This window comes from Sphingomonas sp. 2R-10 (genome assembly GCF_030062225.1).
Classification (GTDB): domain Bacteria; phylum Pseudomonadota; class Alphaproteobacteria; order Sphingomonadales; family Sphingomonadaceae; genus Sphingomonas.
Map to the genome: position 1 here is coordinate 30,162 of NZ_JASCXF010000019.1, position 20,982 is coordinate 51,143.

19 protein-coding genes are annotated in these 20,982 nt (G+C 69.4%); 12 read left to right on the forward strand and 7 right to left on the reverse strand.

Translation table 11 applies throughout. From position 1 onward, the window contains the following. Positions 1-5: 5 nt before the first annotated feature. Positions 6-722: an SDR family NAD(P)-dependent oxidoreductase gene (locus tag QLH51_RS10410; protein WP_125654358.1), complete on the reverse strand. Its 717-nt coding sequence runs from the start codon at positions 720-722 to the stop codon at positions 6-8. Between the two features lie 126 nt (positions 723-848). Between QLH51_RS10410 and QLH51_RS10415 the strand changes: the two genes are divergently transcribed. Further along, a complete protein-coding gene (locus tag QLH51_RS10415) occupies positions 849-1,568 on the forward strand; it encodes a hypothetical protein (protein WP_206428773.1) in 720 nt (239 codons plus the stop codon). A 403-nt stretch (positions 1,569-1,971) separates the two neighbouring features. Here QLH51_RS10415 and QLH51_RS10420 read toward each other — a convergent pair whose 3' ends face one another. After that, entirely contained in the window at positions 1,972-4,227 is a 2,256-nt protein-coding gene (locus QLH51_RS10420) for an NADP-dependent malic enzyme (protein WP_125654356.1), read from the reverse strand. A 167-nt stretch (positions 4,228-4,394) separates the two neighbouring features. Between QLH51_RS10420 and mutS the strand changes: the two genes are divergently transcribed. After that, positions 4,395-6,965: a DNA mismatch repair protein MutS gene (mutS, locus tag QLH51_RS10425; protein WP_125654673.1), complete on the forward strand. Its 2,571-nt coding sequence runs from the start codon at positions 4,395-4,397 to the stop codon at positions 6,963-6,965. Between the two features lie 48 nt (positions 6,966-7,013). On the opposite strand, the gene QLH51_RS10430 is transcribed toward mutS, so the two are convergent. After that, positions 7,014-7,349 (reverse strand): EF-hand domain-containing protein, encoded by a 336-nt coding sequence (locus QLH51_RS10430; RefSeq protein WP_164516045.1) that lies wholly within the window; start codon positions 7,347-7,349, stop codon positions 7,014-7,016. 309 nt (positions 7,350-7,658) lie between these two features. Between QLH51_RS10430 and QLH51_RS10435 the strand changes: the two genes are divergently transcribed. The 3 genes from QLH51_RS10435 to QLH51_RS10445 are packed head-to-tail and all read left to right on the forward strand — an operon-like array spanning position 7,659 to position 8,972. After that, the gene (locus QLH51_RS10435; protein WP_206428771.1) at positions 7,659-7,832 is read left to right on the forward strand and encodes a hypothetical protein; all 174 of its coding nucleotides are present in this window, start codon (positions 7,659-7,661) and stop codon (positions 7,830-7,832) included. 15 nt (positions 7,833-7,847) lie between these two features. Then, complete coding sequence (locus tag QLH51_RS10440) at positions 7,848-7,997, forward strand: hypothetical protein (RefSeq protein ID WP_206428770.1); 150 nt, start codon at positions 7,848-7,850, stop codon at positions 7,995-7,997. A 45-nt stretch (positions 7,998-8,042) separates the two neighbouring features. Continuing rightward, positions 8,043-8,972 (forward strand): glutaminase, encoded by a 930-nt coding sequence (locus tag QLH51_RS10445; protein WP_125654352.1) that lies wholly within the window; start codon positions 8,043-8,045, stop codon positions 8,970-8,972. 109 nt (positions 8,973-9,081) lie between these two features. Here the strand turns inward: QLH51_RS10445 and QLH51_RS10450 are convergent, their stop codons facing one another. The 4 genes from QLH51_RS10450 to QLH51_RS10465 all read right to left on the reverse strand — a co-directional run bounded on the left by QLH51_RS10450 (position 9,082) and on the right by QLH51_RS10465 (position 13,075). Next, positions 9,082-9,432 carry a hypothetical protein gene (locus QLH51_RS10450; protein WP_125654350.1) on the reverse strand — a complete coding sequence of 117 codons (351 nt, stop codon included), beginning with the start codon at positions 9,430-9,432 and terminating at the stop codon, positions 9,082-9,084. Between the two features lie 78 nt (positions 9,433-9,510). Then, positions 9,511-10,812, reverse strand: coding sequence for an amidohydrolase family protein (locus QLH51_RS10455; RefSeq protein ID WP_125654348.1), 1,302 nt, complete (start codon positions 10,810-10,812; stop codon positions 9,511-9,513). Next, entirely contained in the window at positions 10,809-12,212 is a 1,404-nt protein-coding gene (locus QLH51_RS10460) for an amidohydrolase (protein ID WP_125654671.1), read from the reverse strand. The genes QLH51_RS10455 and QLH51_RS10460 overlap by 4 nt, the downstream gene beginning before the upstream one ends. Positions 12,213-12,259: 47 nt before the next feature. After that, positions 12,260-13,075, reverse strand: coding sequence for a hypothetical protein (locus QLH51_RS10465; RefSeq protein WP_125654346.1), 816 nt, complete (start codon positions 13,073-13,075; stop codon positions 12,260-12,262). Between the two features lie 155 nt (positions 13,076-13,230). Between QLH51_RS10465 and QLH51_RS10470 the strand changes: the two genes are divergently transcribed. The 7 genes from QLH51_RS10470 to QLH51_RS10500 are packed head-to-tail and all read left to right on the forward strand — an operon-like array spanning position 13,231 to position 20,978. Next, positions 13,231-13,881: a DUF4129 domain-containing protein gene (locus QLH51_RS10470; protein WP_125654344.1), complete on the forward strand. Its 651-nt coding sequence runs from the start codon at positions 13,231-13,233 to the stop codon at positions 13,879-13,881. Continuing rightward, complete coding sequence (locus QLH51_RS10475; protein ID WP_125654342.1) at positions 13,878-15,101, forward strand: hypothetical protein; 1,224 nt, start codon at positions 13,878-13,880, stop codon at positions 15,099-15,101. Before QLH51_RS10470 ends, QLH51_RS10475 begins: the two co-directional genes overlap by 4 nt. Next, entirely contained in the window at positions 15,098-16,054 is a 957-nt protein-coding gene (locus tag QLH51_RS10480) for an AAA family ATPase (protein WP_125654340.1), read from the forward strand. The genes QLH51_RS10475 and QLH51_RS10480 overlap by 4 nt, the downstream gene beginning before the upstream one ends. Then, positions 16,051-17,283 carry a DUF58 domain-containing protein gene (locus QLH51_RS10485; RefSeq protein ID WP_125654338.1) on the forward strand — a complete coding sequence of 411 codons (1,233 nt, stop codon included), beginning with the start codon at positions 16,051-16,053 and terminating at the stop codon, positions 17,281-17,283. The genes QLH51_RS10480 and QLH51_RS10485 overlap by 4 nt, the downstream gene beginning before the upstream one ends. Next, the gene (locus tag QLH51_RS10490) at positions 17,280-18,272 is read left to right on the forward strand and encodes a stage II sporulation protein M (RefSeq protein WP_125654336.1); all 993 of its coding nucleotides are present in this window, start codon (positions 17,280-17,282) and stop codon (positions 18,270-18,272) included. Before QLH51_RS10485 ends, QLH51_RS10490 begins: the two co-directional genes overlap by 4 nt. Beyond that, positions 18,259-19,164 (forward strand): RDD family protein, encoded by a 906-nt coding sequence (locus QLH51_RS10495; protein WP_125654334.1) that lies wholly within the window; start codon positions 18,259-18,261, stop codon positions 19,162-19,164. Before QLH51_RS10490 ends, QLH51_RS10495 begins: the two co-directional genes overlap by 14 nt. Positions 19,165-19,208: 44 nt before the next feature. Then, entirely contained in the window at positions 19,209-20,978 is a 1,770-nt protein-coding gene (locus QLH51_RS10500; RefSeq protein ID WP_125654332.1) for a sensor domain-containing diguanylate cyclase, read from the forward strand. The last annotated feature ends 4 nt before the right edge of the window (positions 20,979-20,982 follow it).

A 20,982-nucleotide genomic window follows, 5' to 3' on the forward strand; every position in this document is an offset into this window, starting at 1 on the left:
GAAAGTCAGGGGGCGATTTCCACTCCGTCCCACGCGAAGATGCGGCCGCTCTGTGCCGGGGTCAGCGTGTCGAGGACGGCGAGCAGGCGTTCGGCGCTATAGGCCGGAGTGAACAGCTTTTCCGCGGGGACGCCGCGCTGGAACGGCTTGCTCAGGCCCGTATCGACGGTGCCGGGATGGAGTGCGACGCACACCGCCTGCGGCCGGCTGCGTGCCAGTTCGATCGCGGCGGTGCGGACGATCTGGTTCAGTGCCGCCTTCGACGCGCGATAGCCGTACCAGCCGCCCAGCCGGTTGTCGGAAATGCTGCCGACACGGGCGGAGATACAGGCGATGGTCGACGGCTGGTCCTTTGCCAGTAGCGGCGCGAAATGTTTCAGCACCAGCGCCGGGCCGATGGTGTTGATCGCGAACAGGCGCGCCAGCCGGTCGGCGTCGAGGTCGCGCAGGCTGCGTTCGGGACCGGCCGCCTCGTCGTGCAGCGTGCCGGTGGCGACGATGACGCGGGTCAGCGGGGCGTCGATCCGTGCGGCGGCGGCCGCGATCGAGGCGGGGTCGGCGATATCGATCGGACGGTAGTCGACGTTCGCGGGGAGCGTCGCGGGTTCGCTCCGGGCGGCGGCGATGATGCGGTCGTAGCGGCCCGACGCCGCGAGGCCCGCGACCAGTGCCGACCCGATCCCGCCATTCGCGCCGATCACCAACGCCGTCTCTAACGCCATGTTTGTTGCTCCATTGCGAACGACAACGCTCGAAGTGCTGCTGCTTTCCCGACACGGCGCCTGCGGTTTGACCCGCCGGTCGGGGTTCTTACAACGCCCTCTCCTCCGGAAAGGTCTGTTGCATCGATGTCCATTGCCCGTTTCGCCGCCCTGACGCTGACCATCGTCGGTGCCGTTCCCGCCGCCGCACGGGACGCCGCCGACTATCCGCACATCCCCGAACCGATGGTGTTCGACATGGTTCGTCCGATGGGCGCGCGGCGCGGCGAACTGGAGACGAACGTCCTCGCGCTGTCGCCATTGTCGGGGCAGGAACGCGCGCTCGAATGGGCGCCGGAGATCGAATATGCCGTCGCCGACGGCTTCGCGCTGGAGTTCGAACTGCCGTTCGAGGGCACGCGGCTGGCCGAGTTGAAGATGGGTGCGCAGGCGACGTTCGGCACGTTCGACCAGGGTCGGATTGTGCATGGCGTCCAGTTCCTGGGCATCTACGAACGGGAGAGCGGGCGGACGTCGCAGGCGCTGCTCTACATGCTCGGGCGGCGGCACAACGAACGGTTGAGCACGATGTCGATGGTCGGGGTGGGCGATGTGCGGCTGGGCCAGTCGGAGAGCGATGCCGGGCTGCTGGTCAACCATTCGACCTTCTACGACCTGGGGCGGGACCGGGTCGCCGGGCTGGAGATCAACTACAAGTCGCACCGCGACGGCGGCCTTGCGCTGATCCCGCAATTCCATGCGCCGCTGGCGGACAAGGTGAACGTGCAGTTCGGCGCCGGCGTGGATCGCCAGCGCGGCGAACGTGCGCGACCGGTGGGCGGGGTGCGGTTGATCAAGGAGTTCTGAGGGGCGGCGTCGCCCCTGACGTTATCCGGCGATATTGCGCAATTCGCAGACCGCACCCCCGCGCAGGCGGGGGTCCAGAGCCAAGCAAAACAACGGTTTGCGTTCGTCACCCAGCCCCCCCCCCCGACTGCGCGGGGGTACGGCTGGAGCTTGATCCACTCATATCGAAACGGGCGTCATCCCGGCGAAGGCTGGGATCTCCCGGTGGTAGCGCGCGGCAGGAGCCGACGGAGACCCCAGCCTTCGCTGGGGTGACGTTTCCAGTCAGATGGATCAAACTCCAGGCCGTCAATGGCCTCGGGTATCCCGCCTTGCCGGTGGCAAATAAAAGAAGCGGGACCCGATCAAGTCCGGGGTGACGTTTCAGGCGGAAGGAGCGCTCGACCTACGAGCGCCCCCGCCCTCACCCCACCATGCCGCCTGCCGCCAGCACTGCCAGCGTCACCAGTTCGTTCGCCGTGCTGGTCATCGGGGCGATCTGCACCGGCTTTTCCATGCCGATCAACATCGGGCCGATCACGTCGTCCCCGCCCAGTTCGCGCAGCAGTTTCGCCGAGATGTTGGCCGATTGCAGTCCCGGCATGATGAGGACGTTGGCCGGACCCGACAGGCGGGCGAAGGGGAAGTTCGCCATCTGCCGCGGGTTGAGCGCGACGTCGGGGGCCATTTCGCCTTCATATTCGAAGCCGACCTGCCGCTTGTCGAGCGCGGCGACGCCGTCGCGGACATTGTCGATCCACTGCCCCTCGGGATTGCCGAAGGTCGAATAGCTGAGGAACGCGACGCGCGGTTCGTGGCCCATGCGACGGGCGACGGCGGCGGTGCGTTCGGCGATGTCGGCCAGTTCCTCGCCCGACGGGCGTTCGTTGATCGTCGTGTCCGACATGAACACGGTATGGCTCTGCCCGACCAGCAGGTGGATGCCGAACGGCACCTTGCCATCGATCGGGTCGATCACCCGGCGCACGTCGCGGAAGGTCTGGGCATAGGTGCGGGTGATGCCGGTAATCATCGCATCGGCGACGCCGAGTTGCAGCAGTACCGCGCCGAAGCTGTTGCGATCCTGATTGATGAGGCGTTCGGCGTCACGCTTCAGGTAGCCGCGGCGCTGAAGGCGTTCGTAGAGGAAGTCGACCATCTGCGGCACCATCTCGCTGGTGCGGCTGTTGTGGACTTCATATTCGTCCGGATTGGCGACGCCGAGCGCGCGCAGGCGGTCGTGGACATCCTCGCGGCCGACCAGGACGGGCACGCCGTAGCCACCTTCCTTGAACGCGATCGCCGCGCGCAGCACGACTTCCTCCTCGCCCTCCGCGAAAAGCACGCGCTTGGGATGCGCGCGGGCACCTTCATAGGCCATGGTCAGGACCGAGGTGGTCGGGTTGAGACGCGCGCGCAGCTGCTGGCGATACGCTTCCATGTCGAGGATCGGGCGGGTGGCGACACCCGAATCCATCGCCGCCTTCGCCACGGCCGACGGCACCAGTTCCATCAGCCGCGGGTCGAACGGCGCGGGGATGATGTATTCGGGGCCGAAGCTGTGCTGCGTGCCATAGGCCAGCGCCACTTCCTCCGGCACGCGCTGGCGCGCCAGTTCGGCGATGGCGTTCGCGGCGGCGATCTTCATCTCGTCGTTGATGCCGGTCGCGCGCACGTCGAGCGCACCGCGGAAGATGAAGGGGAAGCCGATGACGTTGTTGACCTGGTTCGGATAGTCCGAACGGCCGGTGGCGACGATCGCGTCGGGGCGCGCGGCCTTCGCCAGTTCGGGGCGGATTTCGGGTTCGGGATTGGCCATCGCGAAGATGATCGGCGAAGGCGCCATGTCCTTGACCATTTCGGGCTTGAGCGCGCCGGCGGCCGAGAGGCCGAGGAACACGTCGGCGCCGTGCAGCGCTTCGGTGAGCGTGCGGCGGTCGGTGGCGGCGGCGTGGGCCGACTGCCACTGGTTCACGTCGTCGCGACCCTGATAGATCACGCCGGTACGGTCGCACATGATGACGTTGTCGTGGGCGACGCCCATCGCCTTCATCAATTCGGTGCAGGCGATGGCGGCGGCCCCCGCCCCGTTCACCACGACCTTGACCTCGCTCAGCTTGCGATTGGTCAGCAGGCAGGCGTTGATGAGGCCGGCGGCGCAGATGATCGCGGTGCCGTGCTGGTCGTCGTGGAAGACGGGGATGTTCATGCGTTCGCGCAGCGTCTGCTCGATGATGAAGCATTCGGGCGACTTGATGTCTTCGAGGTTGATGCCGCCGAAGCTCGGCTCCATCAGCTCGACCGCGTCGATGAAGCGGTCGACATCCTCGGTCTTGAGCTCGATATCGATCGAATCGACGTCGGCGAAGCGCTTGAAGAGGACCGCCTTGCCCTCCATCACCGGCTTGGATGCCAGCGCGCCGAGATTGCCGAGGCCGAGAATGGCGGTGCCGTTGGAGATCACCGCGACCAGATTGCCCTTGGCGGTATAGTCGTAGGCGCAGGCGGGATCGTCGTAGATCGCCTTCACCGGCACCGCGACGCCGGGCGAATAGGCGAGTGCCAGGTCGCGCTGCGTCGCCATTGGTTTCGACGCGATGATCTCGATCTTGCCCGGCCGTCCCTCCGAATGGAACAGCAGCGCCTCGCGCTCGGAAAACTGGTCGGTGGTCTCGGACACTGGCGATCTCCCGTTTGGAGGCGCTTTACGCAGGGCAAGGCGGGTCGGGCAAGGGTGTAGCACGCGGCGGACACGCTTCGACACGCTTGCATGGGGGCGGCGCCGGGCGGTATCGGCAGACGATGGCGACCAAGGCTCGGGCGGACGATTCCCCCGCCCCCACCCCGATGATGCAGCAGTATCTGGCGTTGAAGGCGGAGGCCGACGACTGCCTGCTGTTTTACCGCATGGGCGACTTTTTCGAACTGTTCCATGACGATGCGAAGATCGCCGCTGCGTGCCTCGACATCGCGCTGACCGCGCGCGGCGAGCATGAGGGATCGAAAATCCCGATGTGCGGGGTGCCGGTGCATTCGGCAGAGGGGTATCTGGCGCGGCTCATCAAGGCCGGGCACCGCGTCGCGATCGCCGAACAGGTCGAAAGCCCGGAAGAGGCGAAACGCGCAAGGGGTTCCAAGGCGCTGGTCGCCCGCGCGATCGTTCGTGTCGTCACCGCCGGCACCCTGACCGAGGAAGCGTTGCTCGATGCGCGCGCGGCGAACTGGTGCGCGTGCATCGGCGAGGCGGCGGGCGGGGTCGCGATCGCCGCGGCCGATGTGTCGACGGGCCGGTTCGAGGTGATCGAGACCGATGCGATGGGGCTGACCGCGGCGCTCGCGCGGCTGCAGGCGGTCGAGGTGGTCGCGGCCGAGACGAGCGCCTTTGCCGAGGTCGCGACCTTGCTGCGCGGCAAGGCCGATTTCGACAGCGCGGCGGGCGAGGCGCGGCTGAAGACGCTGCACGGCGTCGCGACGCTCGACGGGTTCGGGCAGTTTTCGCGCGCGGCGCTGGCGGCGGCGGGCGGGCTGATCGCCTATCTCGACCATAATGCGCGCGGGCAGTTGCCGTTCCTGCGGCCGCCGGTGTGCGCGGCGGATGGCCAGTGCATGGCGATCGATGCGGCGACGCGCGAGAGCCTGGAGCTGACGCGGACCGCGGCGGGTGCGCGGGCGGGCAGTCTGCTGGCGGAGGTCGACCGGACGGTGACCGGCGCGGGCGCGCGGCTGCTGTCGAGCGATATCGCCGCGCCGCTGATGGACCGCTCCGCGATCGAGGGGCGGCTGGCGGCGGTCGGATGGGCGCATGACGATCCCGGTTTGCGCGATGAACTGCGCACCGCGTTGCGCGCGTTGCCCGATATCGGGCGGGCGCTGGGGCGGATCGCGGCGGGCCGCGGTTCGCCGCGCGATCTGGGGCAGTTGCGCGACGGGTTGAGCGCGGCGTGGACGCTGGGGCAGCGGCTGGAGCGGTTGCCGGCGGTGCCGCCGCTGGTTGCCGAGCTTGCGCCACGGCTGCGCGGGCATGGCGAGCTGATCGACCTGCTGACGCGCGGGCTGGTGCCGATGCCACCGATCGACGCCAATGCCGGCGGGTTCGTGGCCGAGGGGTTCGACGCCGCGCTCGACGCGCTGCGCGACACCGGTGCCGGCGGGCGGCGGGCGATCGCCGCGCTGGAGGCGCAGTATCGCGAACGCACCGGCATCTCGGCGCTCAAGATCCGGCATAACGGCGTGCTCGGCTATCATGTCGAGGTGCCGGCGCGCGCCGCCGACAAGCTGATGGCGGCCGACAGCGGCTTCACCCATCGCCAGACGCTGGCCGGCGTGGTGCGCTTCAACGCCCCCGACCTGCACGAGGCGGCGCTGAAGGTCACGCAGGCCGGTGCGCACGCGCTGGCGGCGGAGGCGGCGCATCTGGAGGCATTCACCGAGGCCGCGCTGGCGAGCCGGGAGAGCGTGGCGGCGACGGCGGACGCGCTGGCACGGATCGACGTCACCGCGGCGCTGGCCGAGCGCGCGGCGGAGGGCGGCTGGGCCCGGCCGCAGCTGGTCGATCACAGCTGCCTCGACATCGTCGGCGGGCGGCATCCGGTGGTCGAGAGCGCGGTGGCGCGGAGCGGCGGGCGGTTCGTCGCCAACGATTGCCGCCTGTCGGAACAGTCGCGGCTGTGGCTGGTGACCGGGCCGAACATGGGCGGCAAGTCGACCTTCCTGCGGCAGAACGCGCTGATAGTCGTGCTGGCACAGGCCGGGAGCTTCGTGCCGGCAATATCGGCGACGCTGGGGCTGGTCGACCGGCTGTTCAGCCGGGTCGGCGCGTCGGACAATTTGGCGCGGGGCCGATCGACCTTCATGGTCGAGATGGTCGAAACCGCCGCCATCCTCGCGCAGGCGACGCCGCGGTCGTTCGTCATCCTCGACGAGGTCGGGCGCGGTACATCGACCTATGACGGGCTGGCGATCGCATGGGCGGTGGTCGAGGCGATCCATGAGGACAATCGCTGCCGCTGCCTGTTCGCGACGCATTACCACGAACTAACGCGGCTGGCCGAACGGTGCGAGGCGCTGTCGCTGCACCATGTCCGCGCGCGCGAGTGGAAGGGTGACTTGGTGCTGCTGCACGAACTGGCCGAGGGGCCGGCGGATCGCAGCTACGGCATCGCGGTGGCGCGCCTCGCCGGCCTGCCCCCCGCGACGCTGCAACGGGCCAAGGCGGTGCTGGCGAAGCTGGAGGCGGGCAAGGCGAAGACCGGCGGGATCGCGGCGGGCCTCGACGACCTGCCGCTGTTCGCGGCGATGGCGGTGGTGGAGGAAGCGCCGGTCGACGGGCTGCGTGCGGCGCTGGCGGGGCTGGATGTGGACGCCATGTCGCCGCGCGAGGCGATGGAGGCGCTCTACCGGTTGAAGGGGCTGGCTTGAGGCGAACCGGCCGGCGGCCGGACGGTTGCCCGACCGCCGGCCGACGAATCAGCTCTGGCGGTTCGCCGCCTGGAACTCGGTCCGGGTGACGCGGCCGTCGCCGTTGCGGTCGAGCGCCGCAAAGGCGGCATGCATGGTGGCGATCAGCTGGCCCTTCCCGGCCGGCGTCCGCAGCGCCAGCCGGCGATCGGCGTTGGCGGCGATCACGTCCAGTTCGCGGCGGTCGACGACGTCGTTGCGGTTGCTGTCGTAGTTATGGAAGAAGTTGACCTCGTTCTCGTACGCGACCGTCTCGACTCCCTGATATGGATAGGACTGCGCGTGATGCGTGCCACCGGCGGGCACGGACTGGAGCAACAGGGCAAGCAGGGCGGCAGCGGACATCGTCATTCTCCATGGCAACCGGGTGAGTGTGCCGGACCCGGCGGCGTCCGGCAAGCGCCGGTTCGGCGAAACGAGCGTTCTTTCCTACCGGATCCAACCACTTAGCCACGGACCAGTTCCCGTTTCGCGATCCTCGACGGATTCCGCGGCGTCGCGGCTCTGATGGTCGTGCTGCTCCACCTGTGCGAGCCGCTCGCGCAGGGCGATCCGCAAGTGCAGGTCATCAACAACGGGTATCTGGCGGTCGATTTCTTCTTCCTGCTGTAGGGCTTCGTCGTTGCCTATGCCTATGACGATCGCTGGGGCCGGATGACGGCCCGGAAGTTCTGGAAGCAGCGGCTGATCCGGCTGCAGGCGATGGTGATGCTGGGCGGGGCGATCGGCGCGGGCGACAAGGGTGCCGACGGTCCGGCGGTGCGCATCGCGCGCGGCTTCGGCGGGCTGTCCTTTCCGCTCTACATCACCCGTTTTCCGCTGATCTAATGCTACACCGCATGGGTGGCCGATGCGAAGCCGGCGCCGGTCGCGGGTGCGCTGGTCGGGGCAGGCGTGCTGGCGGCGGCGCTGCTGATCGCCCGTGCCGGTCTGAAGCTGTACGACGAGCCGGTGCGGCGGCGGCTGGCGGCGCGGCTTCTGCGCAAGGAGTGAACGGACGCTTCCGCCGTCGGGCGCCGTCGCCTACACCCCACCCCCATGGACCTCTCCACCATCGTTGCCGATATCGCCGCCGAAATGGCCGATGCCCCCGACCGGGGCACGCCGGCCGACTATATCCCGCCGCTTGCCCGCGTGGACCCGAAGCGGTTCGGCATGGCGGTGATCGAGGCGGACGGGACGTGTCACCTTGCAGGCGATGCCGAGGAGGCGTTCTCGATCCAGTCGGTGTCGAAGGTGTTCGCGTTGACGCTGGCGCTGGGCGCGGTCGGGGACCAGCTGTGGCGGCGGGTCGGGCGCGAGCCGTCGGGGAGTGCGTTCAATTCGATCGTGCAGCTGGAAAGCGAGCACGGCATCCCGCGCAACCCGTTCATCAACGCCGGCGCGATCGTGGTCGCCGACATCCTGCTCGGCCGCTACGAACCGCGCGAGGCGCTGGGCGAGTTGCTGCGCTTCGTCCGCGCGGCGGCGGGCGAGGACGGCATCTTCATCGACGAGGGCGTGGCGAAGGCCGAGCAGGACACGGGGTTCCGCAATCTGGCGCTGGCCAGCTACATGCGCGCGTTCGGCAACCTGCACCATGATCCGCAGGTGACATTGGGGGTATATTTCCACCAGTGCGCGCTGGCGATGAGCTGTCGGCAACTGGCGCTGGCCGGACGGTATCTGATGGCGGGCGGGGTCAATCCGACGACCGGGCACCATGTCGTGTCGGCGCAGCGCGCGCGGCGGATCAACGCGCTGATGCTGACCTGCGGCCATTATGACGGATCGGGCGAATTTGCGTTCCGGGTCGGGCTGCCGGGCAAGAGCGGCGTCGGCGGCGGCATCCTTGCGATCGTGCCGGGGATCGCGTCGGTCGCGGTATGGTCTCCGGGGCTGAACGAACGCGGCAATTCGCAGCTGGGGACGGTAGCGCTGGAGCGGCTGGTGCAGCGGACCGGGTGGTCGGTGTTCGAGCCGCGATAGAATCCGGTCCGCATGCATCACTCCCACACAAGCTGGAGTCTCACGGTAACGAAGCGCGCTCCTCGCCGCGGGAGACCCCAGCCTGCGCCGGGGTGACGATTGGCGTGTGTTACCGCTGGGCCGGCGGCTGGGGCGTGAAGCTGGTGACGTTCGCCATGCCGTTCGCGCCGAAGGTGATGATGTGGCGCGATCCTTCCTGACAGGTGGCGACCCAGCTGCCGGGCTTCTCGCCCTTTTCCGACTTCGTCACGCCCTGGCACGGCAGGCCGGCGTCGCGGATCGCGCGGATAAACACGCCGTCGCGCTGGCCGGGCGTCAGGGCGTCGACCCGGGTCGCGGTCTCCTGCGCCTCCTGCGCATTGGCGATCGCCACGGCGTTCGCCTGCGCCTGCTGTTCGGCACTCGGCCCGCAGGCGGCCAGCATCAGCGATCCGCCCAGCATCACCAGCACTGTCCGCATGTCATATCCTTTCCGTAGCTGCGCCCGAGGCGCCGTCGTTGCGGACAAACAACGACGGCGCCCGCGGGTTCCTCATCCTTAGCGCTGATACGCCTTGGGCAGCCCCTGCTCCGTCGGCACGAGGTAGCGGTCACGCAGGCGGGTCTGGCGGTTGGTGAGCGGCTGTTCGATGCCGTCGATGAACAGTTGCGTCGGGACCGAGCCGATCTCCAGCGGATCGCCGTCCCAGATCACCACGTCGCCGCGGCGGCCCGGGGTGAGCGAGCCGATCTCCCCCTCCATCCCGATCGTGCGCGCGGGCAGCGAGCTGATCGTCGCGAAGGCGGCGCCCCAGTCGAGCCCGGCCGCGCCCGGGATCTTCGACAGCGCGACGAGGTTGCCGGCATATTGCCGCACCAGCCGCGCCTGCCGCGCTTCGTCGTCGCCGATCGTGCCGATGCCGACGACGACCCCGGCGGCCTTCATCCGGCCGATGTTCGACTGGGTGGCGGCGAGTTGTTCGAAGCTGGCGGGCAGGTCGGACAGCGCGCTGGCCAGCACCGGCACGTTCGCCGCCGCGATCTGCCGCGCCACGGTCCAGCCCTCGCTCGCGCCGACCAGCACGGGCTTCAGGCCGGCGAATTCGCGCTTCAACGCCAGCACGCCGAGGATGTCGGAGGCGCGCTCGACATGGATCAGCAGCGGCACCTGTCCCGACAGCACGCGCTGCAACGCTTCGGCATCGGTGCGGGTGAGCAGCGCTTCCTTGCCGCGATCGGCGAAGCTGGCGGGGTTGCGGGCATAGGCCTGCGCCTCGAACAGCGCGTTGCGGAACATCGCCATCGCCGCCGGCCGGCTGCCGCCAGCCGCGCGCGCGCCGGCCTCGCCCCATTCCATGAACTGGAAGGCGCGGGGCTTCGTCACGGCGTCCATGTCGTTGCCGAGGTCGATGACCGCCCCCTGCCCGGCAAAGATCGATCCGCCATTGTCGGGGGCGACCACGGCGCGGGTCACCCCGTCGGCGCGGTTGATCGCGATCGGCGTCGCGCGCGGATTCAGGCCGGCGGTTACGTCCAGCCCGGCGTTGAACACGCTGTTGCCCGCCGACGCGTCGTTCGTGGCCGACACGCCGTCGACCTCGATGATGCCCAGCCGCGTGAAGCCGGCGACGATGCCCGGCGTGACATAGCGTCCGCCGGCGTCGATCGTCGTGCCGCCACCGGCCGCGCCGCCGCGCCCGGCCGAGACGACGCGGCCGCCGCGGATGACGACGGTGCCGCCCTCGATCGGGGCCGATCCGTCGCCGAGCACCAGCTTCGCATTGGTGATGGTCACGTCCTGCGCGGCGGCAGGAACGGCAGTGGCGCCGGCGAACAGCGCGGCGAGGAACAGGCGCTTCACTTCACATCCCCTTCGCCGGGCTGGCCGAGTTCGAAATCGGACACCGGGCGTATCCGCGGATCGTTGGCATCGAACAGCAGCGCGCCGTCGACCCACACCTTTTCGGGGCGGGTGTAGACGCTGAACGGATCGCCGTTCCACAGCACGACATCGGCCATCTTGCCGGGTTTGAGCGAACCGGTGACGTTGTCGACGCCCAGCGCGCGCGCCGGGTTGATCGCCAGCCACGTCCACGCATGTTCGGGCGTGACCGCCATGCCGGCGCGCCTTGCCGAGGCGATGACCTTCGCCACTTCCTGATTCAGCCGCTGGATGCCGTTGGCGTCGTCCGAATGGATCATCGCGCAGGCGCCCTGCCGGTCGAGGATCGCGAGATTTTCGCCGATCGCGTCGTAGCTTTCCATCTTGAAGCCGTACCAATCGGCCCAGACGGCGGAACAGACGCCGCGCGCCTTCAGCAGGTCGGCGATCTTGTAGCTTTCGACGGCGTGGTGGAAGGCGGTGACCTTGTACCCCATCTCCTGCGCCATATCCATGACGATGGCCATTTCGTCGGCACGGTAGCAATGGTTGTGGACGAGGATCTCGCCGTCCAGCACGCCGCGCAGCGTGTCCATGGCGATATCGCGGCTGGGCGCCTCGCCGCCATCGACCTCGTACTTGTCCCATTTGCGGTCGTATTCGCGCGCCTTGAGCCACGTTGCGCGGTCGACCGCGACATTGCCCATGCGGGTCGAGGGCATACGGCCCTTAGACCCGTAGACGCGCTTCGGGTTTTCGCCGCAGGCCATCTTGAGGCCATAGGGCGCGCCGGGGAACTTCATCGCCTGCATCGTGCGGCCATAGACGTTCTTGAGCGTGACCGAGCGGCCGCCCATCAGGTTGGCGGAACCGGGCAGGACCTGCAGCGTGGTCACGCCGCCGTTGGTCAGCGCGCGGGCGAAGCCGGGGTCCTGCGGCCAGACGCTGTGTTCGGCCCAGACCTCCGCCGTCACCGGGCCGGTCATCTCGTTGCCGTCGCTGTGCGCTTCCACGCCGGGGCTGGGATAGTCGCCCAGATGGCTGTGGACGTCGATGATGCCGGGCGTCACCCATTTGCCCTGCCCGTCGATCACGGTCACGCCATCGGCGGCGGCGATCGACTGGCCGACCTCGACGATCCTGCCGTCGCGGAACAGCACCGACCCGCCATTGATCCGCCCGCCCTCGCCGTCGAGGATCGTGACGTTGGTCACCAGCGTCGGCCGCCCCGGATAGGCGCGATAGGTCGAGGGGAAGGGATCGTGGTCGTACCCCTTGCCCGCGCCCGGCCCCTTGCCCTTCGGCGCGTCGGCCGACGCGGAGCGGACGTCCTTGCCATCGCCGGTACAGGCGACCAGCCCGGCGGCCAGCGCCACCATCGTCAATGTTCGGATCACGCGGAAATTCCCCTTTTCAACTTGTTGTCTCAGGCGAAGACGTCGGACAGGTCGTGGCTGCCCGCCCCTTCCTTCGCGGTGCGCACTTCGTGATAGACGGCGGCGGCACCGGCGGCCTGCACCATGCCGCTGAGCGTTCCGGTGATCGCGCTGCCGATCGCCTGCGGCCAGACACCGTTCACGCCACCGATGGCGAAGGCCACCCCCTGTCCCAGCGCGGCCAGCAGCAGCCACAGGACCAGCACGATCAGCAGCAACAGCAACAGGCGCCAGCGCATGCCGCGCATCAGTTCGCCGCTGCGCGCGAAACAGTCGAACACGCCGCGCCCCTCGGCCGTCAGCACCGGCACGACGACGAACCAGGTCAGCAACAGGATGATCCCGGGCACCACGAAGAGCAGCGTGCCCACTATGATGCCCATCGCGGTGAGAATGGCCAACCCCAGCGCCGGCAACAGCCGCCGCCCGGCCAGTGCGAACGCCGCCCCCGGATCGGCGGCATGGCCGCCGAGCGTATCGAGCGCCAGCCGGGTCAACGCGACCTGCACGAACGGCCAGAACAGCAGCCCGGCGATGCCGATGCCCGCCATCGCCGGCCATTGCCCGCTGAAATCGGTCCCGACCAGCGGCGGCAGCAGCGCGGATGCCGCGTTGAGAAGGAAGCTGGCACCGAGGAAGATCAGCGGCGCGCCGCCGATCGCGGTGAAACTGTTCGAGATGACGCGTCCGATGCCGAACGTGTCGGGCGATCGACGCCCCTCCCGCCACGCCCCGACCAGAATGATCGCGAGGGCGATGACGGGGATAAGCAGGACGAACAGCCCGAGTGCCATGATGGCCGTCATTCCATTCCCCCCGGCCGCCGCCCCTTGCGTCCCACGCCGGGAAACTAGGGTGGAAAAGCGTTGCATGTAAATCGCCGATTTGCTCCAAGCGTGCCGACGACAGCTGGGCGCATGCGGGGGAACGGCATTTGGCGGGGGATCAGGGCGCGGGGAGCATGGGCCATGCCGCCGCGTCGGCGCCGCCGATCGATTCCGGACAGGTCGACGCCGCGTGGAAGGCGATCCGCGCCGACGGATCGATCCAGTTCGACCTGCCCGAAAAGGTCGTCGAGCCGCGCGACCCGCCGCCCGAATGGCTGGAACCGGTGCTGCGCGCGATCGGCAACTTCGTCCAGTGGGTCGGCGGCGGCTGGCGGGTGATCCTGTGGATCGTCGGCATCGTCATCGTCGTCGCGCTGCTGTTCGCGTGTCTGCCGGGGTTGCGCGAATGGCTGGCCGAAAGGCTGGGACGGCGACAGGTGGTCGAGGAGGCGCCGGTATGGGTCCCGACCGAAACGCGTGCGCGCGCGCTGCTGGAGGATGCCGACGCGCTGGCGGCGGCGGGCAAGTTCGACGCGGCGGTCCATCTGCTGCTGTTCCGCAGCATCGACGATATCGTCGCGTGGCGCGGCGACGTGGTGCGCCCGGCCGATACCAGCCGCGACATCGCCCGCGCCGATGCCCTGCCGCCACACGCCCGCGGCGTGTTCGCCGGCATCGTCGCGGCGGTCGAGCGCAGCCTGTTCGGCGGACGCGCGCTGGACGCGGGTGACTGGCAGCGCGCGCGGTCCGACTATGCCGGCTTCGCACTGAAGGGCGCGCGATGAGCCAGCCGTCGCCCTTCGCCGTCCGCACGGTCGTGATCCTGGTGATCGGCGGCGCGCTGCTGCTGCTCGCGTCGATCCTGATGTCGGGGTTCGGCGACGAGATCGCGCGGGTGGCGGGCGACGCCCCCGCCGCCGACCGCAAGGATGGGGCGGGCTATCATGCGTTCAAGCGGCTGGTCGATGCGGTGCAGCCGCCACGCAGCGCGCCCGAGGAACCGGAAGTGGCTTCGGCGATCCTGATCCTGACCCCGACCGAGGCGACCCGCCCGGCGGACGTGAAGGCGATCGTCGACAAGCGCATCGCGCTGGCGGCGGCAATGACCGGCGGCGAGGATTTCGTGCGCAAGGAAGGGCGTCCGCTGATGCGCTATCCGACGCTCATCATCCTGCCGAAATGGCAGGTCGAGAAGCTGCCGTTGCAGGACCGGGTGCAGCGCAGCGGCGAACTGAACAGCTACAAGCTGCAGCAGCTGATCCCGGCCGAGGCGCGGTGGCATGTCGAGGACCGCGACGACGTTGCCGTCGCCGCCGCGGACTATCCCGGCCTGCGATCGTTCGCGCTGCCCGACCGGCCGGTGAACGCTGTGCTGGGCAAGACGATCTATCCGCTGATAGGCGCGCGCGACGGGGCGGCGGTGCTGGGACAGATCGGCAGCAGCGACACGTTCGTGCTGGTCGATCCCGACCTGGTCAACAACCGCGCGCTGGCCGACGCGCGCAACGCGAAGGCGGCGCTGGCGATGCTGCGCGCGATCGATCCCGAGAATGACGGGCGCGCGGTGTTCGACCGGTCGCTGCACTATGCGCGCGGCGACCGCAATCTGGTCAAGCTGCTGTTCCTGCCGCCGTTCCTGGGGGTCACGCTGGCGCTGATCGCGGCCGCCGTGCTGGCCGGGATCGCGGCGGCCGGGCGGTTCGGGCCACCGATCGCCGAAAAGCGCGCGGTGGCGGCGGGCAAACGCGCGCTGATCGACAATATCGTGGCGCTGACCCGGCTGGCGGGACGCACGCCGCAGGTGGGGCCGCGCTATGCCGACACGATGCTGGAGGTCGTGTCGCGCCGGCTGCTGATGGGCGAGACCCCGTCGGCCGAGCGGCTCGACCGGATCCATCCCGGCTATTCGGATATCGACCGTCGCCTGCGCGATGCCCGCACCGAGGGTGAGGCACTGGCAGCGGCGCAGGACCTGCACGCATGGAAGAAGGAAACAGGCGCATGACGCTCGACGAGGTACGGTCGCTGGGATCGGCGATCGACCGGGAGATCGCGAAGGCGGTGGTGGGACAGGCCAGCGCCGTCCGGCTGCTGACCATTGCGCTGTTCTCGGCCGGTCACGTCCTGCTGGAAGGGCCGCCGGGCACCGCCAAGACGCTGCTGGCGCAAAGTTTCGCGCGGACGCTGGGCCTCGATTTCGGGCGCATCCAGTTCACGCCCGACCTGATGCCGGGCGACATCATCGGGTCGAACCTGTTCAATTTCCAGACGTCGCAATTCGCGCTGACCCGTGGCCCGGTGTTCTGCGAACTGCTGCTGGCCGACGAGATCAACCGCACCCCGCCCAAGACGCAGGCGGCGCTGCTGGAGGCGATGCAGGAACGCCGCATCACCATCGACGGGCGGACCGAGCATCTGTCCGACCGCTTCACCGTGGTCGCGACGCAGAACCCGATCGAACAGCAGGGCGTGTACCCGCTGCCCGAGGCGCAGCTCGACCGGTTCCTGTTCAAGATCGCGATCGGCTGGCCCGAGCTCGACGCCGAGCGCGCGATCGTCGCGCAATATGGCACGCGCACCGGCACCCCCGCCCCGCAGGATTCGGGGGTCGAACAGGTCGCCGATGCCGGCGCGATCGCCGCGGCGATCGATGCGGTGGGTCAGGTGCGGCTGGTCGACGAGGTCGTCGACTATATCGTCCGGCTGATCCGGGCGACGCGCGAACATGGCGACCTGTCGTCGGGTGCGTCGCCGCGGGCCGCGACCGCGCTGGCGGCGGCGGCGCGGGCGTGCGCCGCCCTCGACGGGCGCGACTATGTGCTGCCCGACGACGTCAAGACGCTGGCGCCCCCGCTGCTGCGCCACCGCCTGATCCTGTCGCCCAGCGCCGAGATCGACGGGCGGCGGGTCGAGGACGTCGTCGCCAGCCTGATCGCGTCGGTCGAAGCGCCGCGATGATCGTGCCGACGCCCCGCGCGATCCAGCTGACCGCGCTCGCCGCGCCGGTCGGGCTGGCGCTGGGCGTCATGGCACCGGCGGCGTGGATCGCCGCGCCGATCTGGATCGTCGGCGTGGCGGCGCTGATCGTCGCCGATGCGGCACTGGCGAGCAAGCCGGTGGTGGAGATGCCGGGCGGGTTGCCGGCGACGCTCAACATCGGCGAGGGGTTTGGACTGGGCAGCGACGACGTCGCCGCCGATTTCGACGGACCGGTCGAACGGACCGCGCCAGGCAGCTTCCGCGCGGCGCGGCGCGGCAAGGCGCAGCTGCGGCGGCTATGGGCACGGCGGGCCGGACCGATGGGGCTGGCGTGGCGGCAGGCGAGCGCGAAGGCCGACCGCGCCATCGTCGTGCTGCCCGACATCCGCCCGGTCCGCGACCAGGGGATGCGCCAGTTCCTCAACAGCGTGTCGCAGGGCAACCGGCTGCGCCGCGACCATGGCGACGGGCAGGATTTCCAGGTCCTGACCGAGTTCCAGCCGGGCATGGAGCGCCGCGCGATCGACTGGAAGGCGTCGGCGCGCCACGCGTCGCTGCTGGCGCGCGAGTTCCATATCGAACGCGACAACATGATCGTGTTCGCGGTCGATGCCGGCCGGGCGATGACCGATCCGGTCGGCGACGTGCCGCGGATCGACCGGGCGGTATCCTCCGCGCTGCTGGCCGCGTTCGTGGCGCTGAAGTCGGGCGACCGGGTGCGGCTGTATTCGTTCGCGGCACGCCCGCAGTTCGACAGCGGCAGCATCAGCGGCGGTACGCGCGGCTTCGCGCGGCTGCACCATGCCGCCGCCGACATCGATTACGGCGTGGAGGAGAGCAACTATACGCTCGGCCTCGTCACGCTCGACCAGAAGCTCGACCGGCGCGCGCTGATCGTGCTGTTCACCGAGTTCACCGATACCACCAGCGCCGAGCTGATGCTGGCGGCGGCGCAGCGGATGCTGAAGCGCCACCGGGTGCTGTTCGTGCTGTTCCGCGATACCGAACTGGAAGCGTTGCGCGACGGCGAACCGCACGGCGCCGACGACCTGGTCCGCGCGAACGTCGCCCAGCTGCTGCTGCGCGACCGGGCGATCGTCATCGAACGGCTGCGGCGAATGGGCATCGACGTGATCGAGGCTACGGCGGACGCGATGCCGCTGGCGCTGGTCGAACGCTATGTGAACCACCGGGAGCGCGGCCGATGACCGTCACCTTTGCCACGCGCCATTTCCGTGCCGAGCGCGAGGCCGACTGGGCGCGGCTGGAGGAACTGCTGGGCAAGCTGGAGGCGAAGTCGCCGCGCCGGCTGTCCGACGAGGATCTGGTCGACCTGCCCCGCCTGTACCGCGCCACGCTGTCGTCGCTGTCGATCGCGCGTGCGACCTCGCTCGACGCATCGCTGGTCGGCTATCTGGAAGCGCTGTCGACCCGCGCCTATTTCGCGCTCTATTCGGCGCGCGAGCCGTGGTTGCGGCAGGTGAAGGCGTTCTTCACGACGCTGTGGCCGCGATCGGTGCGGGCGATCGGCCCCGAACTGCTGCTGGCGGTCGCGTTGCTGGTGCTGAGCGCGGTCGCCGCCTATCACCTCGTCCGCACCGAACCGGCATGGTTCTCGGCGATGATCTCCCCCGAAATGGCCAGTGGCCGCGACATGAACGCCAGTGCGGCGTCGCTGCGCGAATCGATCTATGGCGCACCGACCGAGGGGGGGCTGGAGATCTTCGCGACGTTCCTGTTCACCCACAATTCGCAGGTGTCGATCATGGCGTTCGCGCTCGGCTTCCTGTTCGGTATCCCCACGATCATCCTCGCGGTGCAGAACGGCGCGCTGGCCGGGGCGATGTTCGCCGCGTTCGTGCCGCATGGCCTGGGCTGGGGGTTCTTCGCGTGGCTGATGATCCACGGCACGACCGAGATCGGGGCGATCGCCCTCGCCACCGCCGCGGGCATGCATATCGGGCGCGCGGTCGCGTTTCCGGGCGAACGGACGCGCATGGCGGCGGCGGCCGATGCCGGCACGCGCGGCGCGATCGTGATGATCGGCGTCATCCTGATGTTGCTGGTCGCCGGCCTGCTCGAAGGGTTCGCGCGCCAGCTGGTGACCGACGACAGCGCGCGCCTGGCGATCGGGGCCATGATGCTGGCGCTGTGGACGGTGTACTTCACCTTCGGGGGCCGGCGTGGCGCGGCGTGAGCGCAAGGCGCGCCCGCCGCGCCCGCCCCGCACGCTCGAGAGGCAGCTGGTTACGCCCGAAGGCGTGCCGCTGAACCTGCGGCTGGGGTCGGCGGGGTCGCGGGCCGGCGCGTTCCTGATCGATGCGATCATCATGCTGGCGGTGCTGATCGGGGCGTCGCTGCTGATCCTGGCGCTGGTCAACGGCAGCCCGGGCAGCGCGTCGTCGCTGTACGGCGTCGTATGGCTGCTGGGCTTCTTCCTGCTGCGCAACTTCTATTTCGTGCTGTTCGAGGCGGGGCGGCGCGCGGCGACGCCGGGCAAGCGGCTGATGAAGCTGCGCGTCGTGTCGCGCAGCGGCGCACGCCTCACCGGATCGGCGGTGATGGCGCGCAACCTGATGCGCGAGATCGAGGTGTTCCTGCCGCTGTTCTTCCTCGTCTTCGCCTTTGCCGAGGGGATGGCGACCGCGTGGACGGCGACGCTGGCACTGGGATGGGCGCTGATCCTGTTGTTCCTGCCCGTCTTCAACCGCGACCGGCTTCGCGCGGGCGACCTGATCGCCGGCACCTGGGTCGTGGAACGCGAGGTACGCAAGCTGGGCGAGGACCTGCTGATCCAGACCGCGCACGAAAAGGACATGGCGCGGATCGCGCCGTTCACCGCCGCCGAGCTCGACGCGTATGGTGCGTTCGAGTTGCAGCGGCTGGAGGACGTGTTGCGCAGGAACGACCGCGCGGACCTGTTCGCGGTGGCAAGTGCGATCCGTCGCAAGCTGGACCGGAGCGACGAGGGCGCCGACCTGGCGTTCCTCGAAGCCTATTACGCCGCGCTTCGCCACCATCTTGAACGAAAATTGCTGTTCGGGCAGCGCAAGCGCGACAAATACCACCAAATTGGCGCCAATTCGTAACAGGTTACACTTGGCATTAACGCCCGCGGTCGCATGAAGCCGCCATGGCGACCTGGCTCAACAGACAACGGATCGGGCTCTTTACCGCCGTGGTCTATTTTCTGCTTGCCGGGTTCGCGATGGCGATGAACCGGCATGGCGGGCTGTCGGCGATGTCGCCCGCCACGCCGTTCCTGCTGGCGATGCTGATCGGGCGGGCCCGGCGGCAATGGGGTCCGATCCTGATCGGCGCGGCGATCGGCAGCGTGGCGGCATCCAGCATCTTCGGCTTCGGTGCGTTCCTGGCGCTGCCGATGGCGGCGGCGCGGGTCGGCGAGGTCGGGGTGGCGGCATGGCTGTTCAACCGGCTGCGCGTCCGGCGCGGGTTCCTCGGCTCGCTGGAGCGGGTCGGACGGTTCGTCGCCGCGGTCGGCATCGCCGGACCGGCACTGGGCGGGACGATCGCCGCGGCGACGGTCGCCATCGCCTATGACCTGCCGTTCGACCGGCAGTGGCGGCTGTGGTTCGTCGGCCATAGCCTTAGCATGATCTCGCTGACCCCGGTCATCTCGCTGGTCCTGTCGGGCGCGGTGCGGCGGTGGTGGCGCGATGCGCCGCACCCGCTGCGGCTGGAGGGCGCGTTGCTGGTCGGGGCGACGACCGTCGTCGCCGTCGGCGTGTTCGGGCAGGACCGGGTGCCGCTGCTGTTCCTGCCGATCCTGCCGCTCATGCTGACGACGTTCCGGCTGGGCCTTATCGGTGCGGGCGCGTCGTCGATCGTGCTGGCGCTGGTCGGTGGCTATGCGACGCTGCACGAGATGGGCCCGGCCAATTTCCTGGGCGGCGACATGCAGTCGCGGATGGAGTTCCTGCAACTCTATCTGGCCTGCACCGTCCTGACCGCCTTTCCGGTCGCCGCCGACCTCAGCCGGCGGCAGGCGCTGTACCGCCGGCTGGGCGAGAGCGAGGCGCGCTATCGCCTGCTGGCCGATCATTCGACCGACATCATGATGGGCATCGATGCCGAGGGGCGGATCAAGTATCTGTCGCCGTCGTTCGAACAGATTACCGGACGCGACCCGGCGGATTTCACCGGGCGGCAGGCGTTCGAACTGGTCCATCCGCTCGACCGGACGGCGGTGACGGCCGCGCATCGCGACGCGATCGCCGATCCCGGGGGCATGCAGATCGTCGAATATCGCGCGCAGATGAACGACGGCGCGCAACGCTGGTTCGAATCGCACATCCGCGCGGTGCTGGACGGCGACGGCATGGTCAGCGGCACGGTGTCGATGATCCGCGACGTGTCGCACCGCAAGTCGCGCGAGGCCGAGTTGTCGCGCGCGGCGTCGACTGATCCCCTGACCGGCCTCGCCAACCGCCGGGCATTCGACGCGGCGCTGGCGGATCGCATCGCCGCCCCCGGGCCGGGCACGCTCGCCGGCTGTGTCGCGGTGTTCGACATCGACCATTTCAAGACGGTCAACGACCGGTTCGGCCACGATGCCGGCGACAAGGTGTTGCAGGCGTTCGCGCGGATGGCGCGCGGGGTGATGCGCGAGGGCGATGTGGTCGCGCGGCTGGGCGGGGAGGAGTTCGGCATCCTGTTCCCCGACACCGGCATCGACCATGCGCACGCGCTGTGCGAACGGCTGCGCACCACGCTGGCCGCGACCAGGCTGCGCCAGGGGCCGTCGATCGTCGAGCTGACGGTCAGCGCCGGGATCGCGGCGATCGACGGCAGCGACAGTGCGACGGCGGTGCTGCGCGCGGCCGACCGCGCGCTCTATGCCGCCAAGGCCGAAGGGCGCGACCGGTTGCGGCGCGCCGCCTGAATAC